The sequence below is a fragment of the Tritonibacter horizontis genome (assembly GCF_001518015.1).
In the GTDB taxonomy this organism is placed as follows: Bacteria; Pseudomonadota; Alphaproteobacteria; order Rhodobacterales; family Rhodobacteraceae; genus Epibacterium; species Epibacterium horizontis.
Genome location: NZ_LPUY01000021.1, coordinates 12,771 through 33,868 on the forward strand (window position 1 = coordinate 12,771; position 21,098 = coordinate 33,868).

Genomic DNA, 21,098 nt, shown 5'->3' on the forward strand with positions numbered 1-21,098 from the left:
TTGCGCAAATCGGCACAGCCCTTGAAATAAAGGGCGCAGGCCATCTTGCCCTTGACCAACCGCTCGCCTAATAACGCGCGAACCTGAAACCCCGCAAGCGGAGGGAGATCCTGCCCCCTATGCCCGTACTTGTGATGAAATTCGGCGGCACCTCGGTCGCCAACCTTGACCGCATCCGCCGTGCCGCCAAACGCGTCGGCGTCGAAGTCGCCAAGGGGTATGACGTTATCGTCATCGTCTCCGCCATGTCCGGCAAGACCAACGAACTGGTGGGATGGGTCGGCGAGACCTCACCGCTTTATGACGCGCGCGAATATGACGCTGTCGTTTCCTCGGGCGAGATCGTGACGGCGGGGCTGATGGCGCTGACGCTGCAGGAAATGGATGTCCCGGCGCGCAGCTGGCAGGGCTGGCAAGTGCCGCTCAAGACCAATTCGGCCCACAGCCAGGCCCGGATCGAGGAAATTCCCACCGACAATATCAACGCCAAATTCGGCGAAGGCATGAAGGTCGCGGTGGTCGCCGGCTTCCAGGGCATCAGCCCGGAGGGACGGGTGACGACGCTGGGGCGCGGTGGATCTGACACCACGGCGGTGGCCTTTGCGGCGGCCTTTGACGCCGAGCGTTGCGATATCTACACCGATGTGGACGGCGTCTATACCACCGACCCGCGGATCTGTGACAAGGCGCGCAAACTGGACAAGATCGCCTTTGAAGAGATGCTGGAGCTGGCCTCGCTCGGGGCGAAGGTGCTGCAGACCCGCTCTGTCGAGCTTGCGATGCGCTACAAGGTCAAACTGCGTGTGCTGTCGAGTTTTGAAGAACAATCCGACGAGGCCGGGACCCTGGTCTGCGACGAGGAGGAAATCATGGAATCCAATGTTGTAAACGGTGTCGCCTATTCGCGTGACGAGGCCAAGCTGACCTGCCTGTCGGTGGCGGATCGTCCCGGTATCGCGGCCACCATTTTCACCTGTCTGTCGGAAGCCGGGGTGAATGTGGACATGATCGTGCAGAATATCTCGGAAGAGGGGCGCACGGATATGACCTTCTCCTGCCCGACGGATCAGGTGAAACGCGCCGAGGCCGCCCTGAGCAGTCACAAGGAAAAGGGCGATCTGAACTATGGCGAGCTGGTCGCGGATACCGGCGTCGCCAAGGTCTCTGTCGTGGGGATCGGCATGCGCTCGCAATCGGGTGTTGCGGCGAAAATGTTCCGGGTGCTGTCGGACGAGGGCATCAATATCAAGGTCATCACGACCTCTGAGATCAAGATCTCCGTGCTGATCGATCGCAAGTACATGGAACTGGCGGTGCAGGCGCTGCATGACGCCTTTGACCTCGATAAAGCCAGCTGATACCGCTGGCCGCGTCCGGAACGGCCCTGACGCGGTCAGATCCGGACCCGCGCTAATTCCTTGAACCTGCTGGCAGAATTGCTGCGTCGCAGCAAATTACCGATACGGCAGGCGAAACATGACAGCGAACTGTGCAGTCGATTGGCCGCAGGCTGATTTGCTGTAAAACCGCTTGCCTCCGCACGTTTCAATCGACACATTGCCTTGGACTTTGGGTCGTGGTGTGAGAGAGTTGATGCTGGAGAGCATCATCCGCTATCCCATGCACAGGGCCACGGCCGGTCGTCAGATTTTGGCGTCCGGTGCGGTCGGATGAATAACCCGGGAAAGGGCCGGCATGGTTGACAACACGGAATCCGAGAGCAGACAGCTTCTGGGTCGCCTGAGGGAGGCCATGGCGGGCGACGTCGCCGGTCAGGCGCGGCTCGACAAGATCACCCAGCTGATTGCCGACAGCATGGGCACCGAAGTGTGCTCCATCTATCTGTTCCGCGATGAGGAAACGCTGGAGCTTTGCGCGACCGAAGGGCTGAACCGCGAATCCGTGCACCAGACCCGCCTGCGGGTGGGCGAGGGGCTGGTGGGCCGTGTCGCCCGCACCGGCAAGGTGATCAACACCCCGGATGCGCCGGGCATGCGCGGTTTTCGCTACATGCCGGAGACCGGCGAAGAGCGCTACACCTCGTTTCTGGGCATCCCCATTCAGCGCCTGGGCGAGATGACGGGCGTGCTGGTGGTGCAGTCCAAGGAGACGCGCGACTATTCCTCCGATGCGGTTTACGCGCTGGAGGTGGTGGCGATGGTCATCGCCGAAATGACCGAGCTGGGCGCCTTTGTCGGCGAAGGCTCGGCCATGTCGCCGCTGCACCAGCAATCGCTGCTGCTGAAGGGCACAATGGCCCAGGAAGGCGCGGCGGAGGGCCATATCTGGCTGCACGAGCCGCGCGTGGTGGTGACCAATCCGATCGCCGATGATCCCCACCGCGAACTGGTCCGGCTGGAAGAGGCTGTCGAGGAACTGCGGGTCGGTGTCGACAAGATGCTGGAGATGGCCAGCAACGACAAGGAACAGGCGCAAGTTCTTGAAACTTATCGCATGTTCGCCAATTCCAAAGGCTGGATGCGGCGCATGGAAGAAGACATCGCCCGGGGCCTGAGCGCCGAAGCCGCGGTGGAAAAGGAACAATCCCTGGCCCGCGGTCGCATGGCCCAGGCGCAGGATGCCTATCTGCGCGAGCGGCTCAGCGATCTGGATGATCTGTCAAACCGGCTGTTGCGCATTCTGACCGGGCAGGGGCGCGATACGGGGGCCGAGATGCCCGAGGATCCGATCCTGGTGGCGCGCAACATTGGCCCGGCCGAGCTGCTGGAATATGATCGCAAGCTCAAGGGGATCATCCTTGAGGAAGGCTCCGTCGGGTCACATGCCGCCATCGTGGCACGCGCCCTTGCGATCCCGCTGGTGGTGCGGGTCGGTCGGATCACCACCGAGGGGCTGAACGGCGACCATGTCCTGCTTGACGGCGATCAGGGCGCGGTGCATCTGCGGCCCGACGATCCGGTCGTCAGCGCCTTTCGCGACAAGATCGCGATGCAGGCGCAGGCGCAGGAACGCTATACCTCGATACGTGAGAAACCCGCGATAACCAAAGATGACCAAAGGGTTAATCTGATGATGAACGCGGGGCTGATGGCGGATCTGCCCTCTTTGCAGAACTCTGGCGCCGAAGGGGTCGGGCTGTTCCGCACCGAACTGCAGTTCCTCGTGCGCAACAAGATGCCGCGCCGGTCGGAGCTGGTGGTGCTGTACCAGCGGGTATTGGAAGCGGCGAAGGGAAAACAGGTTGTTTTCAGGACCCTGGACATCGGTTCTGACAAGGTTCTGCCCTATATGAAGCCAACGGATGAGCCGAACCCGGCCCTTGGCTGGCGGGCAATTCGCGTTGGTCTGGACAAGCCGGGCATCATGCGGATGCAGCTACAGGCGCTGATCCGGGCGGCCAATGGCGGCCCGCTGAGTGTCATGTTCCCATTTGTGGCGCAATTCGAGGAATACCGGCAGGCGCGCGATGAAGTGGACAAAACCATCGAGCGTGAAAAGCGTCTGGGCCATGCGCTGCCTTCCGAGCTCAAGGTCGGGGCGATGCTGGAGACGCCATCGCTGGGGTTTGCACCGCTCAAGTTCTTTGAAGAGGTGGATTTTCTCTCGATTGGCGGCAACGATCTGAAGCAGTTTTTCTTTGCTGCGGATCGCGAAAACGAGCGGGTGCGGCAACGGTATGACACGCTGAACGTAAGTTTCCTGAGCTTTATCGAGCAGATCGTGGAGCGCTGCGAGATTTCGGGCACCCCGTTGAGCTTTTGCGGCGAAGATGCCGGCCGCCCGATCGAAGCGGTCTGCCTGGCGGCAATGGGTATTCGCACACTGTCGATGCGACCTGCTTCAATTGGGCCGGTTAAGTCTTTGTTAATGCGGGTGGAACTGTCCAAGTTGCGCAAGATCATCTCGGACGCGCGGCATCGGGGCCATCAGACAGTCCGCCCTGCGGTCATGGAATACCTGCGCGAAGTCTGAGTTCTAGTTTTGTCACGGTTGCAGCGCTGCCCGTCCTGCGGGCAGCGCTTTGTCGTCGGTAGGGTCGTGTGCAGGGGCGAAAACAGCCGGGTGGCAAGGCGTTCTGATGGTGCGGCAGCTGTTGTTCGATGACTTTTATCTAAAAATTTTTCGATAAGTTCGCGATTTTTTCTGGTTAATTGACAAATTTCAACAAAATCCGCATTTGCGGCATCTGCCCTGATCGCACCCGCTGTTCGCCCACACTCCGGTCGGTCGCGACTGGATCAACCAGGGCGGCCGTGACGTTCTGGCTGCAGAACGCCGCAGGATCATTGCAGGATCATTGGTTGAGGCCGCGCAAACAACCGTCCACAAGATGTTGACCTCAGAACCCCTTGTCTCTTAGGCATTTTCAACAGGATTTCCACAGCAACCGGCGTTGTTATCCACACGTTTGCAGTCCCATCGCAGGCCGGGCGGGTCAAACCCTCTGGGTGGATGCAGGACTGCGGGTGGGCAACAGCGGAATTGACGGGGTCGCCTTTGACGCGTCATGCTCTGCGCCAGATCCCCAAGCCCCCGGAGTGCCGCGATGATTGATCTATACACCTGGACCACGCCCAACGGGCGCAAGATTTCTATCCTTCTGGAGGAGCTGGGCGTGCCCTACACGGTGCAGGCGGTGGATATTACCCGCGATGCCCAGTTCGACGCGGCATTTCTGGCGATCAGCCCCAACAACAAGATCCCCGCGATCCGCGACCGCGAGACCGGGGTCACGCTGATGGAATCTGGCGCGATCCTGATCTACCTCGCCGAGAAATACGACAGGTTTCTGCCCCAGGAGGATCGCTATGAAATCTACGAATGGCTGATGTGGCAGATGGCAGGGTTTGGCCCGATGCTGGGTCAGGCGCATCACTTTCTGAAGTATAATTCCGGCAAGGCTCCCTATGCGGAAGAGCGATTTGCCACGGAAGCGCGGCGGCTCTACAGCGTGCTGGATCAACGGCTTCAGGATCGGGACTATATCGTTGGCGACTATTCGATTGCCGATATCGCCTGCTGGCCCTGGGCATCGCGCTACGAATGGCAGCAGATCGACCTGAGCGCCTATCCGAATGTGCGCAACTGGTATCGTCGGATCGCCGAGCGGCCTGCGGTTGTGCGGGGGTATCACATTCCCAAGCGGGTGAACGACATTCCGCCGGGCTAATTTGAAACAGATCCGGAGCAGTTGTCTTACGCTCTGTTAAGCGCGTTTCTGTAGACAGATCCTGCGCCTGGCACGTCTGGGCGCAGATCTGGGTAAAGCAGGAGTGTGAGAATGCGTGTTTGGAAGGGGATCGCAGCGGCGGCTGCGGGGGTGGTTCTGGCGACTGCGGCGTCGGCGGAAACAGTGTCGATCCGGGCCGATAACTGGTGTCCATACAATTGCGAACCGGGATCGGAGCAGCCCGGCTATATGATCGAGGTGTTGCAGCAGGCGTTGGAGCCACATGGCTATAGCATCGACTACCAGAACATGAATTGGGTGCGCAGCCTGGCACAAGCCGAAGCGGGCGAGATCACGGGTGTCGTCGGCGCCTCGGAAGAGGAAGTGCCGGGGTTCCGGCTGAGCCCGATCCTGGGGGTCTGGGATCTGGCGATTGCGGTGCGCAAGGGGGAGGCGATCGACATGAGCACTGCGGCGCCTTTCGAGGGGCGGACCGTCGGCGCGATCCGGGGGTATGAGTATGGCGGCGCCATCACCGAGTATATCGAGGCCCATGAAGGCGACACATCCGTGGTGCAACTGGTGGGCGGCGATGCACCGCTGGAAAGCAACCTGAAAAAACTCGCAGCCGGGCGCGTGGACATGGTGCCGGACGATGCGGCAGTGCTGCGCTATACCATTGCCAACCTTGGGCTTTCGGATGAATTCGTCCTGATTTCTGTCGATGAGCCCTCGCCGCTATATGCTGCATTTTCACCCAATGTCGACATGTCGGGCGATCTGGCCGCGCATGTGGAAGCCGCCGTGGCGGACATGCGTGCGGACGGGCGGCTGGCCAGCATCATGGAACGCTACGGGTTGAGCGACTGGCAATAGGCCGGCGTTCGATCGGTCATCGGCTGGCAATAGGTCGACCAGCAGGAGCAGGCCCCGGCAGCAGGTGCCGGCGATCAGACGGTCCCGTCCGAGAGCGTTCCTGTCCGATGGATGGCCCGCGCGATCAGCGCGGCCATGTCGGGCAGGGCGCCCAGCACCGGCAGGATGTCACCCCGATATCCGGCGATTTCCAGCGCCTCGGGAATATCTTCGCGCACATGCGCCCCGGACTGGGCAAAGAACGGCAGGCACAGCGACGGGGCGGCGAGCGGCCGCGCGGCTTCGGCGATAAACGGCGATTGTTCTACATATCCGGTGCTGAGGCGCATCCCCGGCAATGCGGCGCGCAGGTTTTCGGCAAAACGCTCGGCGGCCTCGGCCGCCTTTGGTCCACGGGCAGAGCCATGGGCCGCCAGCAGCACATCCGTGGCGTGCAGATCCCAGCCCCGCGTTGACAGCTCCAGAGCGAGGGCTTTGGCTGTCATCTCCGGCAGGGCCGGGTCCATGCCAAAGGGGGTCGCCATCCGGTACCGCCATCCGGCCAGCCGTTTGGGCAGGACATTGGCGGTGAACCAGCCGCGCGCCATAAAAAACGGATAAATCACCGCGTCTTCGGCCATGGCCTTCTCCAGAAACCCTCGGGAGGAGAGGGTGGCAGAGCGGATTTCCCAGTCGGGAAGATGATCCTGAACCGCCGCCGCGATTGCCGCCAGATGGATTTCCGGCGGTGGCGGGGCCGAGGGCTGGCCGTGCGAGGTCAGGATGGCAATTCGGGGCGTGTGGGGCATGGGGCCGGGCGGGTTGAGGGTGGACATCTGGCCGGGCGCCGACGGTCAGACACGGGCGGCTGTCGGCTGGCGGGAAAGGGACGGCTTGGATCAACACATAAGCGATCTGCCGCTGAAGTCCAGACTGCGCCGATGACGCGGGCGCGGCCAAACCAACACCGGCAGGCAGGCCTGATTATGCCCCGCAGGTTGCAAAAACGTGCCGAAACTGCCGGGAAAAACCAGGAAATTTCGCGTTCTCTCTTGACCCTCCTTCGGGCCTGTTTTAGGTAGCGCGGACTTCGAGCGGGTATGGTGAAATGGTATCATAAGAGCCTTCCAAGCTTAAGGCGCGGGTTCGATTCCCGCTACCCGCTCCAAGATCTCCCCCAAACTTGAATTCATCCGGGTTTTCAATTTGTTGCGGCACTGCGTCGCTGCAGAATGTACAATGCAGCCTTGACCTGCGCAGGGTGCAGGGCCATGACACTGCCGGACATGGTCGGAAGACGGGACGGTACGCGACCCGGAGCTTGTCCGGCTAGCAAAGGAGCTTTCATGGCACGACGCGCGGTGCAAACCCAAGGCAACACCCCCGGTCGCAACGAGGAACGCGCGGCCTCGCGAAAGATCGGTGTGCTGAAGGCGCTCTGGCCGTTCCTGCGCCCCTATCGGACGATGATCGTTGCCGCCCTCATGGCCCTGACCCTGACGGCGACGGTGTCGCTGTCGCTGCCCCTGGCGGTGCGCCGGGTGGTCGATAACTTTCGCATCACGGATGCCGCGCTGCTGAACCAGTATTTTGCTGCGGCCATGGTGATGGCGGCGTTGCTCGCGCTGGGTACGGGTGTGCGCTATGCGCTGGTCACCAAGCTGGGCGAGCGGGTGGTGGCGGATATCCGCAAGGCGGTGTTCGACCGGATCATCGGCATGAGCCCGGCCTTTTTCGAACGGATCATGACCGGCGAAGTGCTGAGCCGGATCACCACGGATACCACGCTGATCCAATCGGTGCTGGGGTCCTCTGCGTCGGTGGCGCTGCGCAACCTGTTGATTTTTGCGGGCGGGCTGGTGCTGATGCTGCTGACCTCGGCCAAACTGACGCTGCTGGTTCTGTTGATCGTGCCGGCGGTTGTGGTGCCCATTCTGGTGCTGGGGCGTCGCCTGCGGGTGATCTCCAAGGAAAACCAGGACTGGATCGCGGCCTCCTCCGGCAACGCGGGCGAGGCGCTTGGTGCGGTGCAGACGGTGCAGGCCTTTACCCATGAAACCCTGAGCCGCGCCAGCTTTGCCGAGATGACCGAGACCGCCTATGACGTGTCCCGGCAGCGGATCCGGACCCGCGCCCTGTTGACGATGATCGTGATCTTTCTGGTGTTTTCCGGCGTGGTCGGCGTGTTGTGGATCGGCGCCAACGATGTGCGTTTTGGCGGCATGTCCGAAGGTGCGCTGGTACAGTTTGTGATCTACGCGGTGATGGTGGCGGGCTCTGTCGCCGCCCTGTCGGAAATCTGGAGCGAGCTGCAACGCGCGGCTGGCGCCACCGAACGTCTGGTGGAGCTGTTGCAGGCCGAGGATGCGGTGGTGGATCCGGTCAGGGCGCAGACCTTCGCGACGCCCGTGCGGGGCGAGATCAGCTTTGACAATGTGTCCTTTACCTATCCCTCCCGGCCCGAAATTTCGGCACTGGACGGGGTGAACCTGACCATCAAACCCGGTGAAACTGTTGCCTTTGTCGGCCCGTCGGGGGCGGGCAAGACGACGATCATCCAGCTGATCCAGCGGTTCTACGATCCGCAGTCTGGCGCGGTGCGTTTGGACGGAGTGCCATTGACCGATTTGGCACGGTCCGAGTTCCGCCACCATATCGCGCTGGTGCCGCAGGATCCGGTGATCTTTGCCGCCACCGCCCGCGACAACATTCGCTTTGGTCGCCCCGACGCAAGCGATGCGGAGGTTGAGGCCGCGGCCCGGGCCGCCGCCGCGCATGATTTCATTGCGCAATTGCCCGACGGCTATGACGCCTATGTGGGCGAACGCGGGGTGATGCTGTCGGGCGGGCAAAAGCAGCGGATCGCCATCGCGCGGGCGATCCTGCGCGATGCGCCGGTGCTGCTGCTGGACGAGGCGACCTCGGCGCTGGATGCGGAGAGCGAAGGTCTGGTGCAGGCCGCCTTCGAAGACCTTAGCCGCGACCGCACCACCATCGTGGTGGCGCACCGGCTGGCGACGGTCAAACAGGCCGACCGTATTGTGGTGATGGAACAGGGCCGCATTGTTGCCGTTGGCAGCCATGACAGCCTTGTGGCCGAAGGCGGGCTATATGCGCGGCTGGCGCGGTTGCAGTTCACCGATGGTGCGGCGGTCGCCTGATCGCCGCTGGACAGCAGGGCAGCATGGCCGTTTGAGCGCAAAACACCCGCCCCGGCGCCGGTCATTGCCGCGCGATGGGGGGCGTGTTTTGCTAGGTCTTTGGCCGAAATGGCGCAGCGTCACATGCGGGGTTCCTTTACGTGAACCTGTCGTGTCGCTTGCACGCGTTTTCAAATACACTCATCGTGAACGTTGAGGATGAAGCAAGGTCCGCAAGACCGGGCTAGGGAGGAAGCAATGGCTTTTGCAACGATCGCGGATGTCGCGGCGATTGAACAGGAATCGACCTGGGCGGACCGGGATGTCCCCAAGACACTCTATCAGATGTTGTCACGCACGGCGGGCAGGTTCCCGGACAACCGGGCCGTCAGCTACCAGATCTTTTCCGGCCCCGAGGACAAGGCCGAAACCCTGACCTGGCGCCAGGTCAAGGACAAGACGACGCAGGCCGCAAACCTGTTCCGCTCGCTTGGCGTCGGAGAGACGGACGTTGTCGCCTATGTGCTGCCCAATGCGAACGAGACGCTGATCACCATGCTGGGCGGCGCCGTGGCGGGGATCGTGAATCCGATCAACCCGCTGCTGGAGCCAGAGCAGATCGCGTCGATTCTGCGCGAAACCAAGGCCAAGGTGGTGGTGACGCTCAAGGGGTTTCCCAAGACCGATGTCGGCCAGAAGGTGGCCGAGGCGGTGGCCCATGCGCCCACCGTGAAAACGGTGCTGGAGGTCGACCTCAACCGCTATCTGACGCCGCCAAAATCCTGGATCGTGCCGCTGATCCGGCCCAAGGTGAACAAATCCCACGCCCATGCCGATTACAAATGCTTCCGCAAGGAATTGGCCAAGCAGCCGACCGAGCTGACCTTTGCCGACAGTGACGGGGATCGGGTGGCCTGCTATTTCCACACCGGCGGCACCACCGGCATGCCCAAGGTGGCGCAGCACACCTATCAGGGGCTGATCTACAACGGTTGGGTGGGCCATACGCTGCTGTTCTCGGAAGAGGACAACATCATGTGCCCGTTGCCGCTGTTTCATGTTTTTGCCTGCCATGTGATCGTGATGGCGGCGGTTTCTTCGGGTGCGCATGTGGTGTTCCCGACGCCGCAGGGCTATCGCGGCGAGGGGGTGTTTGACAATTTCTGGAAGCTCTGCGAGCGCTGGAAGATCACCTTTATCATCACCGTCCCGACCGCGATTTCCGCGATGATGCAGCGGCCGGTCAATGCGGATGTCTCGACCATCAAGACAGCGTTTTCCGGGTCGGCGCCCTTGCCACTGGAGCTGTTCCGACGCTTTGAAAAGGCCACCGGGGTGACATTGATCGAAGGCTACGGACTGACCGAAGCCACCTGTCTGGTCTCCTGCAACCCGGTCGAGGGCGAGAAAAAGATCGGCTCCATCGGCATTCCTTTCCCCTATAGCGACGTCAAGATCGTCAAGGGCACGCCCGAGGGGCTGACGGAATGCGGCGTCGACGAAATCGGCGAGATCTGCGTTTATACGCCGGGGGTCTATCCGGGCCATACCTATACCGAGGTCGAAAAGAACATCGACCTCTACTATCAGGACAAATACCTGCGAACCGGGGATCTGGGCCGGTTTGACGACGATGGCTATCTCTGGATCACCGGGCGGGCCAAGGATCTGATCATTCGGGGGGGCCACAATATCGACCCCGCCGAAATCGAAGAGGCGCTGTTGGGGCACGAGGCGGTTGCCTTTGCCGGGGCCATCGGGCAGCCGGATGTGCATTCGGGCGAGTTGCCATGCGCCTATGCCGAACTGATCGGTGGCGCCTCTGTGACCGAGGCGGAGCTGTTGGCCTATTGCAAACGTCATGTGCGCGAGCGGGCGGCGATCCCCAAGCATATCACCATTCTGTCAGAGCTGCCGAAAACCGCCGTTGGCAAGGTCTTCAAGCCTGATCTGCGTCGTCAGGCCATCACGCGGGTCTATAACGCAACGCTGGAGACGGCGGGTCTTCAGGCGCGGGTGAGCCATGTGAAAGACGACAAGAAACGCGGGCTGGTGGCGCTGATCACCATGAACGGCAGCAGCGAGGCAGAGGTCGCTTCGGTGCTGAACGGGTATACGCGGCCCTGGGAAACCGCCGCCGACTGATCTGCGCCTCAGGTCCCGCGCAGGGGCCGGTCTCTGGAAAAGCACGCCCCCGGTGGCGTGCTTTTTCGATTTAGGCGTTTCCATCTTCGCGCTGCGGTTTTAGGCTTTGCACCAATTGGGGACAGCAGTGGCGGCATATGATGGACTATGAAAAGCTGATTGATGAAGAGACCTGGGCCTTCATCCGGGAAACCGGCAGCCACTATCCCGATGAAACGGCGACGTTTTCGATCGAGGAACAGCGCAAGATCTATAACGCCATGGCCGCCGCCTTTCGCGCGCCACGGCCCGAGGTGGTCGATGTCACCGAGCGCACCGTGGGCAATGTCTCCGTCCGCATCTACGAGGCCGGCGACCCGATCCGAACGGTGATGTACTGCCATGGCGGCGGGTTTGTGGTCGGCGGGTTGAACAGCCACGATGATGTCTGTTGCGAGATTTGCGAACAGACCGGATATCGCGTCGTTGCGGTCGATTACCGGCTGGCCCCGGAGTATCCGCATCCGGCCCAGTTCGAGGATGCCTGGACCGTGCTGGAATGGATCGCAGAGACCTATGAGCGCGGTGTGGTGCTGGCGGGCGACAGCGCGGGCGCGACGCTTTGTGCCTGTGTCGCGCAGCACGCGCGCGGGCGGCTTGATGTGGTGATGGGGCAGGTGCTGATCTATCCCGGGCTGGGCGGCGATCTGAGCCTGCCATCTTATCGCGAACATGCGCAGGCGCCGATGCTGACGCTGGAGGATGTCAAATTCTACCGCCACGTCCGCGCCGATGGCGGCATCGCCCCGAGCGATGATCCGACCTATGACCCGCTTCAGGCCAGCGATTTTTCCGGCATGCCCCCCACGGTGATGTTTTCAGCGGATTGCGACCCGCTGCGGGATGACTGCGGCGCCTATCGCGATGCCATTCAGGCAGCGGGCGGACAGGCCCATTGGATCAACGAGACCGGGTTGGTGCATGGCTACCTGCGTGCGCGCCACCGTGTTGGCCGCGCGTGGGACAGTTTCGAACGCATCACCCTGGCGATCGAGGCTCTGGGCCAGGAGCTGTGGACCTACGACGACTAGCGCCACCGCCCCAGCGGCAGAACAGGGGGGCGGTCAGCGCAGGAAGGATCCGGCAGTCATACTGTCGGCAATCGGGGCGCCGAGCCGCTGCAGGATGGTCGGCGCCAGCTGGAGCTGGTCGATCACATCGCCCTCTGCCGGGCCATCCGCGTCGCCAAAATAATAGAGCGCGGTTTCCTGTTGCAGCGGGTGACGGCCGCCATGGTGGCCACGATCATCCTGGCCGTGATCGGCGGTAACGATCACCTCATAGCCCATCGCCCGCCAGCGCGGGATGAAGGGCGCCAGCATCTCGTCCATCACGAAACAGGCCTTGTCCATCTCTGCGCTCTCGTGGAAAAACCTGTGGCCCATGCTGTCCAATGTGCAGGTGTGCAGCATGCCATAATCAAGGTCGAACCGGCCGCAGAGGTTGGTCAGCGTCGCAAAGAGATCCACATCAGAGGGCGTCATCTGGTTGTCGTGGCCATAGCCGGTCATCGAATGGAACCGGCCATGATTGATGGTGGTGCTTTCCGGTTCATCATATTCGATGTCACGCACATAGTCGAAGGGCGAGCGGTTGAAGAATTCGGACCAGAAGCTGTGGGCCACTGCGCCGGTGGTGCCGCCGCCCTTGCGTACCTGCGAGAACACATCGTCCTCTTTCAGGCGGAACACATTGCCGTTGCCGGTACAGCCGTGCACCTGCGGCGACACACCGGTGTGGATCGAGGCATAGCAGCTGGCGGAAATCGACGGCAGCACAGCGCGGTGTTTCCAGATGCGGGCCTCGCCCGATTGCACCCAGCCTTCGAGGTTGCCGAACAGGCGGCGGAAATTGCGGTAGGGCACGCCGTCGAGGATGATGAGCAGAAGTTTGCGGTCCATGGTCTGGGGAGCCTCGGCAGAATTGATCTTGTGGGTCTGTTGCCATCGACGCTGCTGAGGTGGACGACGGCATTTGGAAATTGAAAAGGCCCCCCGTATCCACGGGAGGCCAAAGGGACAACAGCCGGGTTTAGTTGCCGGCGCTTTCCATCTTGCGGTGGGCGATCACCTCTTCCAGCCAGCCGATCTTCATCTCCGGCACGGAGCTGAGCAACAGATCGGTATAGTCGTCGAACGGCGGGCTCAGCACCTGGCTCTTCTGGCCGTAGCGCTGCACCTTGCCCTTGTACATCACCGCGATATTGTCGGCGATGGCGCGCACCGTGGCGAGGTCATGGGTGATGAAGAGATAGGCCACATCCTCGATCTTCTGCAGGTTCAGCAGCAGTTTCAGGATGCCATCCGCCACCAGGGGATCGAGCGCCGAGGTGACCTCGTCGCAGATGATCATCTTGGGCTTGGCAGCGAGCGCACGGGCGATGCAGACCCGTTGCTTCTGACCGCCGGACAGCTCCGCCGGGTAGCGATCCATGAAGCTTTCGCCCAATTCGATCTCGTCCAGCAACTCGATGATCCGCTGGCGTTTCTTGGCACCGCGCAGGCCGAAGTAGAACTCCAGCGGACGGCCGATGATGGTGCCCACGGTCTGGCGCGGGTTCATCGCCACATCCGCCATCTGATAGATCATCTGCAACTCGCGCAGATCCTCGCGGGAGCGGGCGTTGAAATCCGGCGTCAATGTGCGCCCGGCAAAGTGGATCTCGCCCTCGCGCGGCGGCAGCAGGCCGGTGATCACCCGCGCCAGCGTCGATTTGCCCGACCCCGATTCCCCCACAACCGCCAAGGTCTGCCCCGGATAGAGATCGACATTGACGTTGTGCAGCACGTCGAACTTGGTGCCCTTGTAGCGCGCAGTGATATTGCGCACCGACAGCACCGGCTCTTCGGTGGGGGCTTTTTCCTCGTGGTCGATGGAGCGCACGGAGACCAACGCCTGGGTGTATTCCTCCTGCGGGGTGTTGATGATCTGATCAACGGGCCCGTATTCGACGGTATCGCCATGGCGCAACACCATGATGTCATCGCTGACCTGCGCCACCACGGCCAGGTCGTGGGTGATATAGAGCGCGGCCACGCCGGTGTCGCGGATCGCCTCCTTGATGGCCATCAGCACGTCGATCTGGGTGGTCACATCCAGCGCCGTCGTGGGTTCGTCAAAGACCACCAGATCCGGTTCAGGACATAGGGCCAGCGCCGTCATGCATCGTTGCAGCTGCCCGCCGGAGACCTGGTGCGGATAGCGCGCACCGATATTGTCGGGGTCGGGCAGGCCAAGCTTGGCAAACAGCTCCCGCGCGCGGCCTTCGGCGTCGCGGCGCGAGAATTTCCCCTGTTCGACGGCGGCCTCGACCACCTGTTCCATGATGGTTCTGGCCGGGTTGAACGAGGCGGCCGCGGATTGCGACACATAGGTGACCTCGCCGCCGCGCAGCTTGCGAATGTCGCTGTGCCTGGATTGCAGGATGTCGCGCCCGTTGACCCAGACCTCGCCGCCGGTGATTTCGACGCCGCCGCGGCCATAGGCCATGGAGGCAAGCCCGATGGTGGATTTCCCCGCACCGGATTCGCCGATCAGCCCCAGCACCTTGCCGGGTTCGAGATCAAAACTGATCCCGTGCACGATTTCGATCTCGTGGGGTTTTTCGCCGGGGGGATAGATCGTGGCCCCGATTTTCAGGTCGCGTACCTTCAGAACTGCTGTGTCGGTCATCCCCGGCCTCCTTTCAGTGAGGTGGTTCGGTTGAGGACCCAATCCGCCACCAGGTTCACCGAGATCGCAAGGGTTGCGATGGCAAAGGCGGGGAGCAGGGCGGCGGGAATGCCATAGACGATGCCATCCTTGTTTTCTTTCACAATGCCGCCCCAGTCCGCTTCGGGCGGTTGCACGCCCAGACCAAGGAACGACAGGGTCGACACAAAGAGCACCATGAAGATAAAGCGCAGGCCCATCTCGGCCACCAAAGGCGACAGGGCGTTGGGCAGGATTTCGCGGAAGATGATCCAGGCGGTGCGTTCGCCGCGCAGGCGGGCCGCCTCGACGAAATCCATCACCTCGATGTCCACCGCGACCGCGCGGGCCAGACGGAACACGCGGGTGGAGTCCAGCAGACCCATCACCAGGATCAGCATTGGCACCGTGACCGGGGTCACTGACAAGACCACCAGCGCAAAGATCAACGTCGGGATCGACATGATCAGATCGACAAACCGCGACAGCACCTGATCAATCCAGCCCCCCGCAACGGCGGCAAAAATGCCGACAACCGCGCCGGTGGTAAAGGAAATGATCGTCGCCACGGTGGCGATGAAAATGGTGGTGCGGCCGCCATAGATCATCCGGCTGAGAAGATCGCGCCCGATATTGTCGGTGCCGAGCCAGAATTCGGCGCTGGAGGGTTCCCAGACATCGCCGACCACTTCGGCCATGCCATAGGGGGCCAGCAGGGGCGCGAACAGCGCGCCGAGAAAGTAAAGAGCCGTGAAGAACAGGCCCACAAGAGCAGAGAGGGGAATATTCTTCATTTCGGATGCCTCAGACGCGGGTTCGACAGGATCGAGACGATATCGGCGATCATGTTGAGGCCAATATAGACGGCGGCAAAGATCAGACCGCAGGCCTGCACCACCGGCACATCGCGTTTGGAGACGTGGTCAACCAGATATTGCCCCATTCCGGGGTAGACAAAGACCACTTCGATCACCACCACGCCAACCACGAGATAGGCCAGGTTCAGCATCACCACGTTGACGATCGGCGCAATCGAGTTCGGAAAGGCATGGCGCCAGATCACGTTGAAGGTGGACAGGCCCTTCAGCTCGGCCGTTTCGATATAGGCGGATTGCATCACGTTCAGGATCGCCGCACGGGTCATACGCATCATATGAGCCAGCACAACCAGCGTCAGAACCGCGACCGGCAAGGCGATTGAATTGAGTTTCTGCCACAGGTTCATGCTGTCGTTGATCATCGCCACAGAGGGAAACCAGCGCAGTTTTACCGCGATCAGATACATCAGCACGTAGCCGATGAGGAATTCGGGAATGGAGATCGACGCCAGAGTCACGGCAGAGATCAGCTTGTCCGGCCAGCGGTCCTTGTAGCGCACCGCCAGAAGGCCGAGGAAAATCGCCAGCGGCACGGCAATGAGTGCGGCCCAGAAGGCGAGGAACAGCGTGTTGGACAGGCGCGATCCGATCGCAGAGGTAATGTCCTGACCCGAGGTCAGAGCGGTGCCAAGGTCGCCTTGCAAGGCGCCAAACAGCCACTGGAAGTAGCGCGCCACCGGCGGATCGTTCAACCCCAGCTCCGCACGCAGGTTCGCCAGGGCTTCGGGCGTGGCGGACTGGCCGAGGATGGATTGGGCAACATCGCCCGGCAGGATCATGGTGCCGACAAAAATCACCACCGAGATCATCAACAGCAACAGGAGGCTCAGCGCAATGCGCTGAGCCAGAAGTTTCACGATGGGGTTCATATCAGGCCTTGACCCACATTTTATGCGGTGCGTAGCCGTTCATCAGGGCATAGCCCTTGGTGCCTTCGACCCAACCTTCGATCCGATCCGATGTGGCGTCGACAAAGTCGTTGAACATCGGGCAGATCAGGCCGCCGTCGTTGTGCACCATGGTGGACATATCCGCATACATCTGGGTCCGCTTGGCGGTGTCCAGCTCGCCGCGTGCCGCGATCAGCAGCTCGTCGAACTGGGCGCTGTTGAAGCGGGTGTCGTTCCAGTCGGCAGAGGACAGATAGGCGGTGGTGAACATCTGGTCCTGTGTCGGACGCCCGCCCCAGTAGGACGTACAGAACGGCTGGGCGTTCCAGACTTCGGACCAGTAGCCGTCGTTCGGCTCCCGCTTGATTTCCAGGTCGATACCGGCCGTGGCACAGGTCTGCTGGAACAGCGCCGCTGCATCCGGGGCACCGGGGAAGGAGTTATCGGAGGTGCGCAGCAGGATGGGGCCGTCGTAGCCCGATTTCTCCATGTGGAACTTTGCCTTGTCCGGATCGTATTCGCGCTGCTCCAGCTGGGTGAACAGCGGATAGGAGGCGTTGATCGGGGTGTCGTTGCCGACCGAGCCAAAGCCGTTCAGGATCTTGTCCACCATGTCCTGACGGTCGATGCCGTATTTCAGCGCCAGACGCACATCGTTGTTTGCAAACGGGTCGGTATCGCAATGCATGATGAACACGTAGTGGCCAGGGCCGGCGGTCGAATGCACAGAGATGTTCGGCGCGCGCGCCACCAGTTTGGCCGTGCGCGGCGGCACCCGGTCGATCATATCCACCTGACCGGCCTGCAGCGCGGCGACGCGGGCGGTGTTGTCGTTGATGACAACGTATTCGATGGTGTCGGCGTTGCCCAGATCCCCCCAGTAGTTCGGGTTCTTCTCGGCCACGAAGCGCACGCCCATATCCACGTCCTTCAGGACATAGGGACCGGTGCCGATGGCCGCTGCCGGATCGTCCTTGCCGCCACCGGGCTGAATGATCAGGTGGTAGTCGGTCATAAGGAACGGCAGGTCGGCGTTGGGGTTGTCCAGCTCGATGACGACGCTGTCGCCGTCTGCCTTCACGCTGACGATGGAGCGCATGATGCCGAGCGCGCCGGATTTTGTATCTTCGCCGGAGTGGCGGTCCATGGTGGCCACCACGTCGGCGGCCGTCACCGGCTGGCCGTTGGAGAAGGTGATGCCGGACCGGATCTTGAAGGTCCAGGTCTTGGCATCCGCAGAGGCTTCGTAGCTTTCGGCCACTTTGCCCTCGATGCCGCCATCGTCGGACAGTTCGACAAGTGGTTCGCCCCAGAGCCGGATCACGGATTGGGCAACCTGGTTGGTCGCCAGCGCCGGATCAAGGCTGTCGGTGGTGGAGCCGCCCTGCAGGCCGACCTTGATGGTGCCACCCTTCTGGGCACCCGCCGCTTTGACGGCAGTGGACAGCAGTGTGTTGGCACCCAGCGCGGTGACACCCAGCGCCGCGGCGCGGCCCAGAAATTCGCGGCGGCCCATACGGCCAAGCGCGGCTTCCTGTGCGAGGTGTTTTAGATAATCGTTCATGCGTCGTCTCCCAGTCGAGGTTACGGGTAAGCCCCGTTTTTCTTGAATGATGAATCAAGATTTGCCGATTTGGCGCATTGGGGCAAGAAATATTGCCAGAATTCTCGCTTTGACTTTGTGTCATGAGGCGCCTTGCCAGCTGGCAATCGGCGCATTTTGGCGGGAATATCTGGCGCGGACGGGCCTTGGCGACCCGATCACGTGATCTTGCGAGGGGTGGTTTCCGTATCCAGCCAGATCGTGACCGGACCGTCGTTCACCAGCGACACCTTCATGTCTGCACCAAACGCTCCCGTGGCCAATGGTAGACCACACGCGCGTATTTTCTCGCAAAAACAATGATAAAGACGTTCTCCTTCTGTTGGGGGCGCAGCTTTGGAGAAGCTGGGCCTCGTGCCGCTCCGGGTGTCGGCGGCCAGGGTGAACTGGCTGACCACCAGCACCGCGCCGCCGGTATCGGTGACGGAGCGGTTCATTTTTCCTGCGTCATCGCAAAAGATCCGCAGGCGTGAAATCTTGTGCACCAGCTGATCGACCTGGGTCTCGCTATCGCCTGTCATGGCGCAGACCAAAACCAGCAGACCGGGACCGATCTCGCCGATGGGGACAGAGTCGACATGGACGCTGGCCTCGCTCACCCGTTGTATCAGGGCGCGCATCTGTTGTCCTTTCTGCGCGGATCAGTGGCCGCGCCAGTCGGTAAATTCCTCTGGTTCCGCCCGTGAGGTGCGAAATCCGTTTGCGGGATGTGCCTCATCCTCATAGCCGAAACTGATCGCGCAGAGGATCAACCGATCCTGCGGAATATCAAACAGGTCATGCAACATTGGCGCGTAGGAGGCCACTGCCGCCTGCGGGATCGTCGCAACACCAAGCGCCTGCGCGGCAAGGCTAAAGGCGGTGACAAAGCCGCCACAATCCATCGCCCCATAGGGGCCCAGTTCGGCCGGGCTGGACAGGATGGCGCAGTGGGGCGCGCCAAAAAGGGTGAAATTTTCCATCATCTGCCGGGCAGAGCCGGCGCGGTCACCCCGTTGCACCCCGACAGCCTCGTAGAGCGCCCAGCCACAGCTGCGGCGGCGGGCCTGATAGGGGCCGGAGTAGCCGGTGGGAAAGGCCAGGTCCGGTTGGTGAGAATCAGTGAGGGCCGCCTCGCTCAGGGCCTGGCGCAGCCGGTCGGTCTCGGCCCCGCTGGTCAGCGTGAGCTGCCAGGGTTGGGCATTGCACCAGGACGGCACCTTCCGGGCGGCCTCCAGGATCTGGGTGATCACGGCACGCGGGACCGGGTCGGGTTTGAAACCCCGGCAGCTGTGGCGTGTGCTCAGGAGGTGATCCAACTCGTTTAAGGCGCTGTTTGCCAATGTGTTTTGTCCTTCCCGCTCGGCGTAAACATGGCGGGGAAGTCGCGAAAAGGCAAGCAGATGTCGGACCTAACTTACCAGCCGCTGCCATTGGGGACCGACGGCAGCGGGAGGGAGACCTTTGGCAATGCGCCATCGACCGGCGGTGCGCCCACAAAATAGGCAACCCCACCAACAAGGAGGACCACAGCCACGATGGCAGCCGCGATTTTCCAGGCCGACCAGGGCCGTTCGCCCTGCACCCGGCCCGATTGGCCATTGACGACAAAGCGATAGCTTTTGCCGCGGTATTTGTAGGCGGCCATCCAAACCGGCAGCAGGATATGTTTGAACGTCACGGCGCTGACCTCGGTCTCGACAGAGCTGATCCGCTGGCGGTCGCCGCCAATGTCGAATTTGATGTCGCGCTCAATCACCCGGTCCATCTTCTGGCGGGCGTCGGAAAACCCCGTTTCCAGGTCAATTGTATAGGCTTCGGCGCGAAAACCGGCCAGGTACTTCGGCTGGTAAGGCGCCAGCTGCGACAGATCCCAGGGCTCCAGCCCTTCGGTGTATTTGCGCGGCAGGCTGCGCGAGGCGAGCACCAGCACATCGTCGAAAAACCGCTGCACCCGGCCGCGCACATTGGACCAGCGCACCCTGATCTCGGTGCGGGTCTGTGGTTTGCCATCCACCATCACGGTGCGGTTGACGGTGTATTCGGTGCCGCGCTGGCCGGTATACTGGCTGCGGGTCTGTGCGTCGTAGGTCCAGTAGGGCACATAGATCCCGTCGAGCTTGCGCCCCTTGCGGGCATAGTCCGTCAGCCCGTTTGGCGCAAACCACAACCGGCCCAGCCAATCCTCCATCGCCTTGTGGGCGGCGCGTTCGTCAAACTGGAAGGGCAGCACGCCCTTGGGTTTGATGTGCCGGTTTTCGCCGGTGTCCGCAACGACCGGCGTGGCGCAGAATGGGCATTCGGAGGCATGGACAGAGGCATCGAATTCCACCTGGGCGGCGCAATTGGGGCAGGTGGAGACCCGCGTCACCTCGATTTCCGCATCCGGCAGCTGCTGGCGCAGTGCGTCGAGGAAATCCAGCTCCTTCAGGGCGCCACCGCTCCAGGGGCCCTCGTTCAGGGGTTTCTCGTGGCCGCAATGATCGCAGATCAGCGCGCCTTGGGCCGGGGCAAAGCGATAGTCCGCGCCGCATTGTTCGCAGGGAAACCGGTGGCTCTCCTGCGCCTCTTGCGGCGCGGGGGAGTCCATCGTCGTCGTGGGGGGCGGTGGCGGAGGAGGCTGGGTCACGTTGGTCAGTCTCTTTGGGGACGATCAGAAAACGGGCAGCGCTCGGCCGAAGGTCGCCGCGCGCGGTGGAAGGTCCAATGGCCCCCCGCACGCCGCTGCCGCCACGCGCGGGGCGGCAG

General features: G+C 62.0%; 16 protein-coding genes and 1 tRNA gene. 8 read left to right on the top strand and 9 right to left on the bottom strand.

Features of this window, described 5'->3' with window-relative positions:
- Window positions 1-119 precede the first annotated feature (119 nt).
- From TRIHO_RS04175 to TRIHO_RS04190, 4 genes are all read left to right on the top strand, one after another.
- Complete coding sequence (locus TRIHO_RS04175; RefSeq protein ID WP_068240681.1) at window positions 120-1,358, top strand: aspartate kinase; 1,239 nt, start codon at window positions 120-122, stop codon at window positions 1,356-1,358.
- 337 nt (window positions 1,359-1,695) lie between these two features.
- Window positions 1,696-3,933, top strand: coding sequence for a phosphoenolpyruvate--protein phosphotransferase (gene ptsP / locus TRIHO_RS04180; protein WP_068240682.1), 2,238 nt, complete (start codon window positions 1,696-1,698; stop codon window positions 3,931-3,933).
- A 574-nt stretch (window positions 3,934-4,507) separates the two neighbouring features.
- Complete coding sequence (locus TRIHO_RS04185; protein WP_068240683.1) at window positions 4,508-5,131, top strand: glutathione S-transferase family protein; 624 nt, start codon at window positions 4,508-4,510, stop codon at window positions 5,129-5,131.
- Between the two features lie 111 nt (window positions 5,132-5,242).
- On the top strand, window positions 5,243-6,007 hold the full coding sequence (locus TRIHO_RS04190; RefSeq protein WP_068240684.1) for a substrate-binding periplasmic protein: 765 nt from the start codon (window positions 5,243-5,245) through the stop codon (window positions 6,005-6,007).
- A gap of 74 nt (window positions 6,008-6,081) precedes the next feature.
- On the opposite strand, the gene TRIHO_RS04195 is transcribed toward TRIHO_RS04190, so the two are convergent.
- Window positions 6,082-6,822 carry a sirohydrochlorin chelatase gene (locus TRIHO_RS04195; protein ID WP_232367710.1) on the bottom strand — a complete coding sequence of 247 codons (741 nt, stop codon included), beginning with the start codon at window positions 6,820-6,822 and terminating at the stop codon, window positions 6,082-6,084.
- Between the two features lie 258 nt (window positions 6,823-7,080).
- Between TRIHO_RS04195 and TRIHO_RS04200 the strand changes: the two genes are divergently transcribed.
- From TRIHO_RS04200 to TRIHO_RS04215, 4 genes are all read left to right on the top strand, one after another.
- Window positions 7,081-7,154 (top strand) — tRNA-Gly (locus tag TRIHO_RS04200).
- Between the two features lie 178 nt (window positions 7,155-7,332).
- Window positions 7,333-9,147: an ABC transporter transmembrane domain-containing protein gene (locus tag TRIHO_RS04205; RefSeq protein ID WP_068240685.1), complete on the top strand. Its 1,815-nt coding sequence runs from the start codon at window positions 7,333-7,335 to the stop codon at window positions 9,145-9,147.
- 237 nt (window positions 9,148-9,384) lie between these two features.
- Window positions 9,385-11,271, top strand: coding sequence for an acyl-CoA synthetase (locus TRIHO_RS04210; protein ID WP_068240688.1), 1,887 nt, complete (start codon window positions 9,385-9,387; stop codon window positions 11,269-11,271).
- Window positions 11,272-11,411: 140 nt separating this feature from the next.
- Entirely contained in the window at window positions 11,412-12,341 is a 930-nt protein-coding gene (locus TRIHO_RS04215) for an alpha/beta hydrolase (protein WP_068240703.1), read from the top strand.
- Window positions 12,342-12,374: 33 nt separating this feature from the next.
- On the opposite strand, the gene TRIHO_RS04220 is transcribed toward TRIHO_RS04215, so the two are convergent.
- From TRIHO_RS04220 to TRIHO_RS04255, 8 genes are all read right to left on the bottom strand, one after another.
- A complete protein-coding gene (locus TRIHO_RS04220; protein ID WP_068240690.1) occupies window positions 12,375-13,211 on the bottom strand; it encodes an alkaline phosphatase family protein in 837 nt (278 codons plus the stop codon).
- 130 nt (window positions 13,212-13,341) lie between these two features.
- On the bottom strand, window positions 13,342-14,982 hold the full coding sequence (locus tag TRIHO_RS04225) for an ABC transporter ATP-binding protein (protein WP_068240691.1): 1,641 nt from the start codon (window positions 14,980-14,982) through the stop codon (window positions 13,342-13,344).
- The gene (locus TRIHO_RS04230; protein WP_068240693.1) at window positions 14,979-15,794 is read right to left on the bottom strand and encodes an ABC transporter permease; all 816 of its coding nucleotides are present in this window, start codon (window positions 15,792-15,794) and stop codon (window positions 14,979-14,981) included. Before TRIHO_RS04230 ends, TRIHO_RS04225 begins: the two co-directional genes overlap by 4 nt.
- Window positions 15,791-16,747, bottom strand: a complete 957-nt coding sequence (locus TRIHO_RS04235; RefSeq protein ID WP_068240695.1) for an ABC transporter permease — start codon at window positions 16,745-16,747, stop codon at window positions 15,791-15,793. Before TRIHO_RS04235 ends, TRIHO_RS04230 begins: the two co-directional genes overlap by 4 nt.
- A 1-nt stretch (window position 16,748) precedes the next feature.
- Window positions 16,749-18,332, bottom strand: a complete 1,584-nt coding sequence (locus TRIHO_RS04240) for an ABC transporter substrate-binding protein (protein ID WP_068240696.1) — start codon at window positions 18,330-18,332, stop codon at window positions 16,749-16,751.
- Window positions 18,333-18,529: 197 nt separating this feature from the next.
- On the bottom strand, window positions 18,530-18,991 hold the full coding sequence (gene dtd / locus TRIHO_RS04245) for a D-aminoacyl-tRNA deacylase (protein WP_068240697.1): 462 nt from the start codon (window positions 18,989-18,991) through the stop codon (window positions 18,530-18,532).
- Window positions 18,992-19,012: 21 nt separating this feature from the next.
- Window positions 19,013-19,693 carry a nitroreductase gene (locus tag TRIHO_RS04250; RefSeq protein ID WP_068240698.1) on the bottom strand — a complete coding sequence of 227 codons (681 nt, stop codon included), beginning with the start codon at window positions 19,691-19,693 and terminating at the stop codon, window positions 19,013-19,015.
- A gap of 74 nt (window positions 19,694-19,767) precedes the next feature.
- Window positions 19,768-20,940 (bottom strand): TFIIB-type zinc finger domain-containing protein, encoded by a 1,173-nt coding sequence (locus tag TRIHO_RS04255; RefSeq protein WP_232367711.1) that lies wholly within the window; start codon window positions 20,938-20,940, stop codon window positions 19,768-19,770.
- Window positions 20,941-21,098 lie beyond the last annotated feature (158 nt).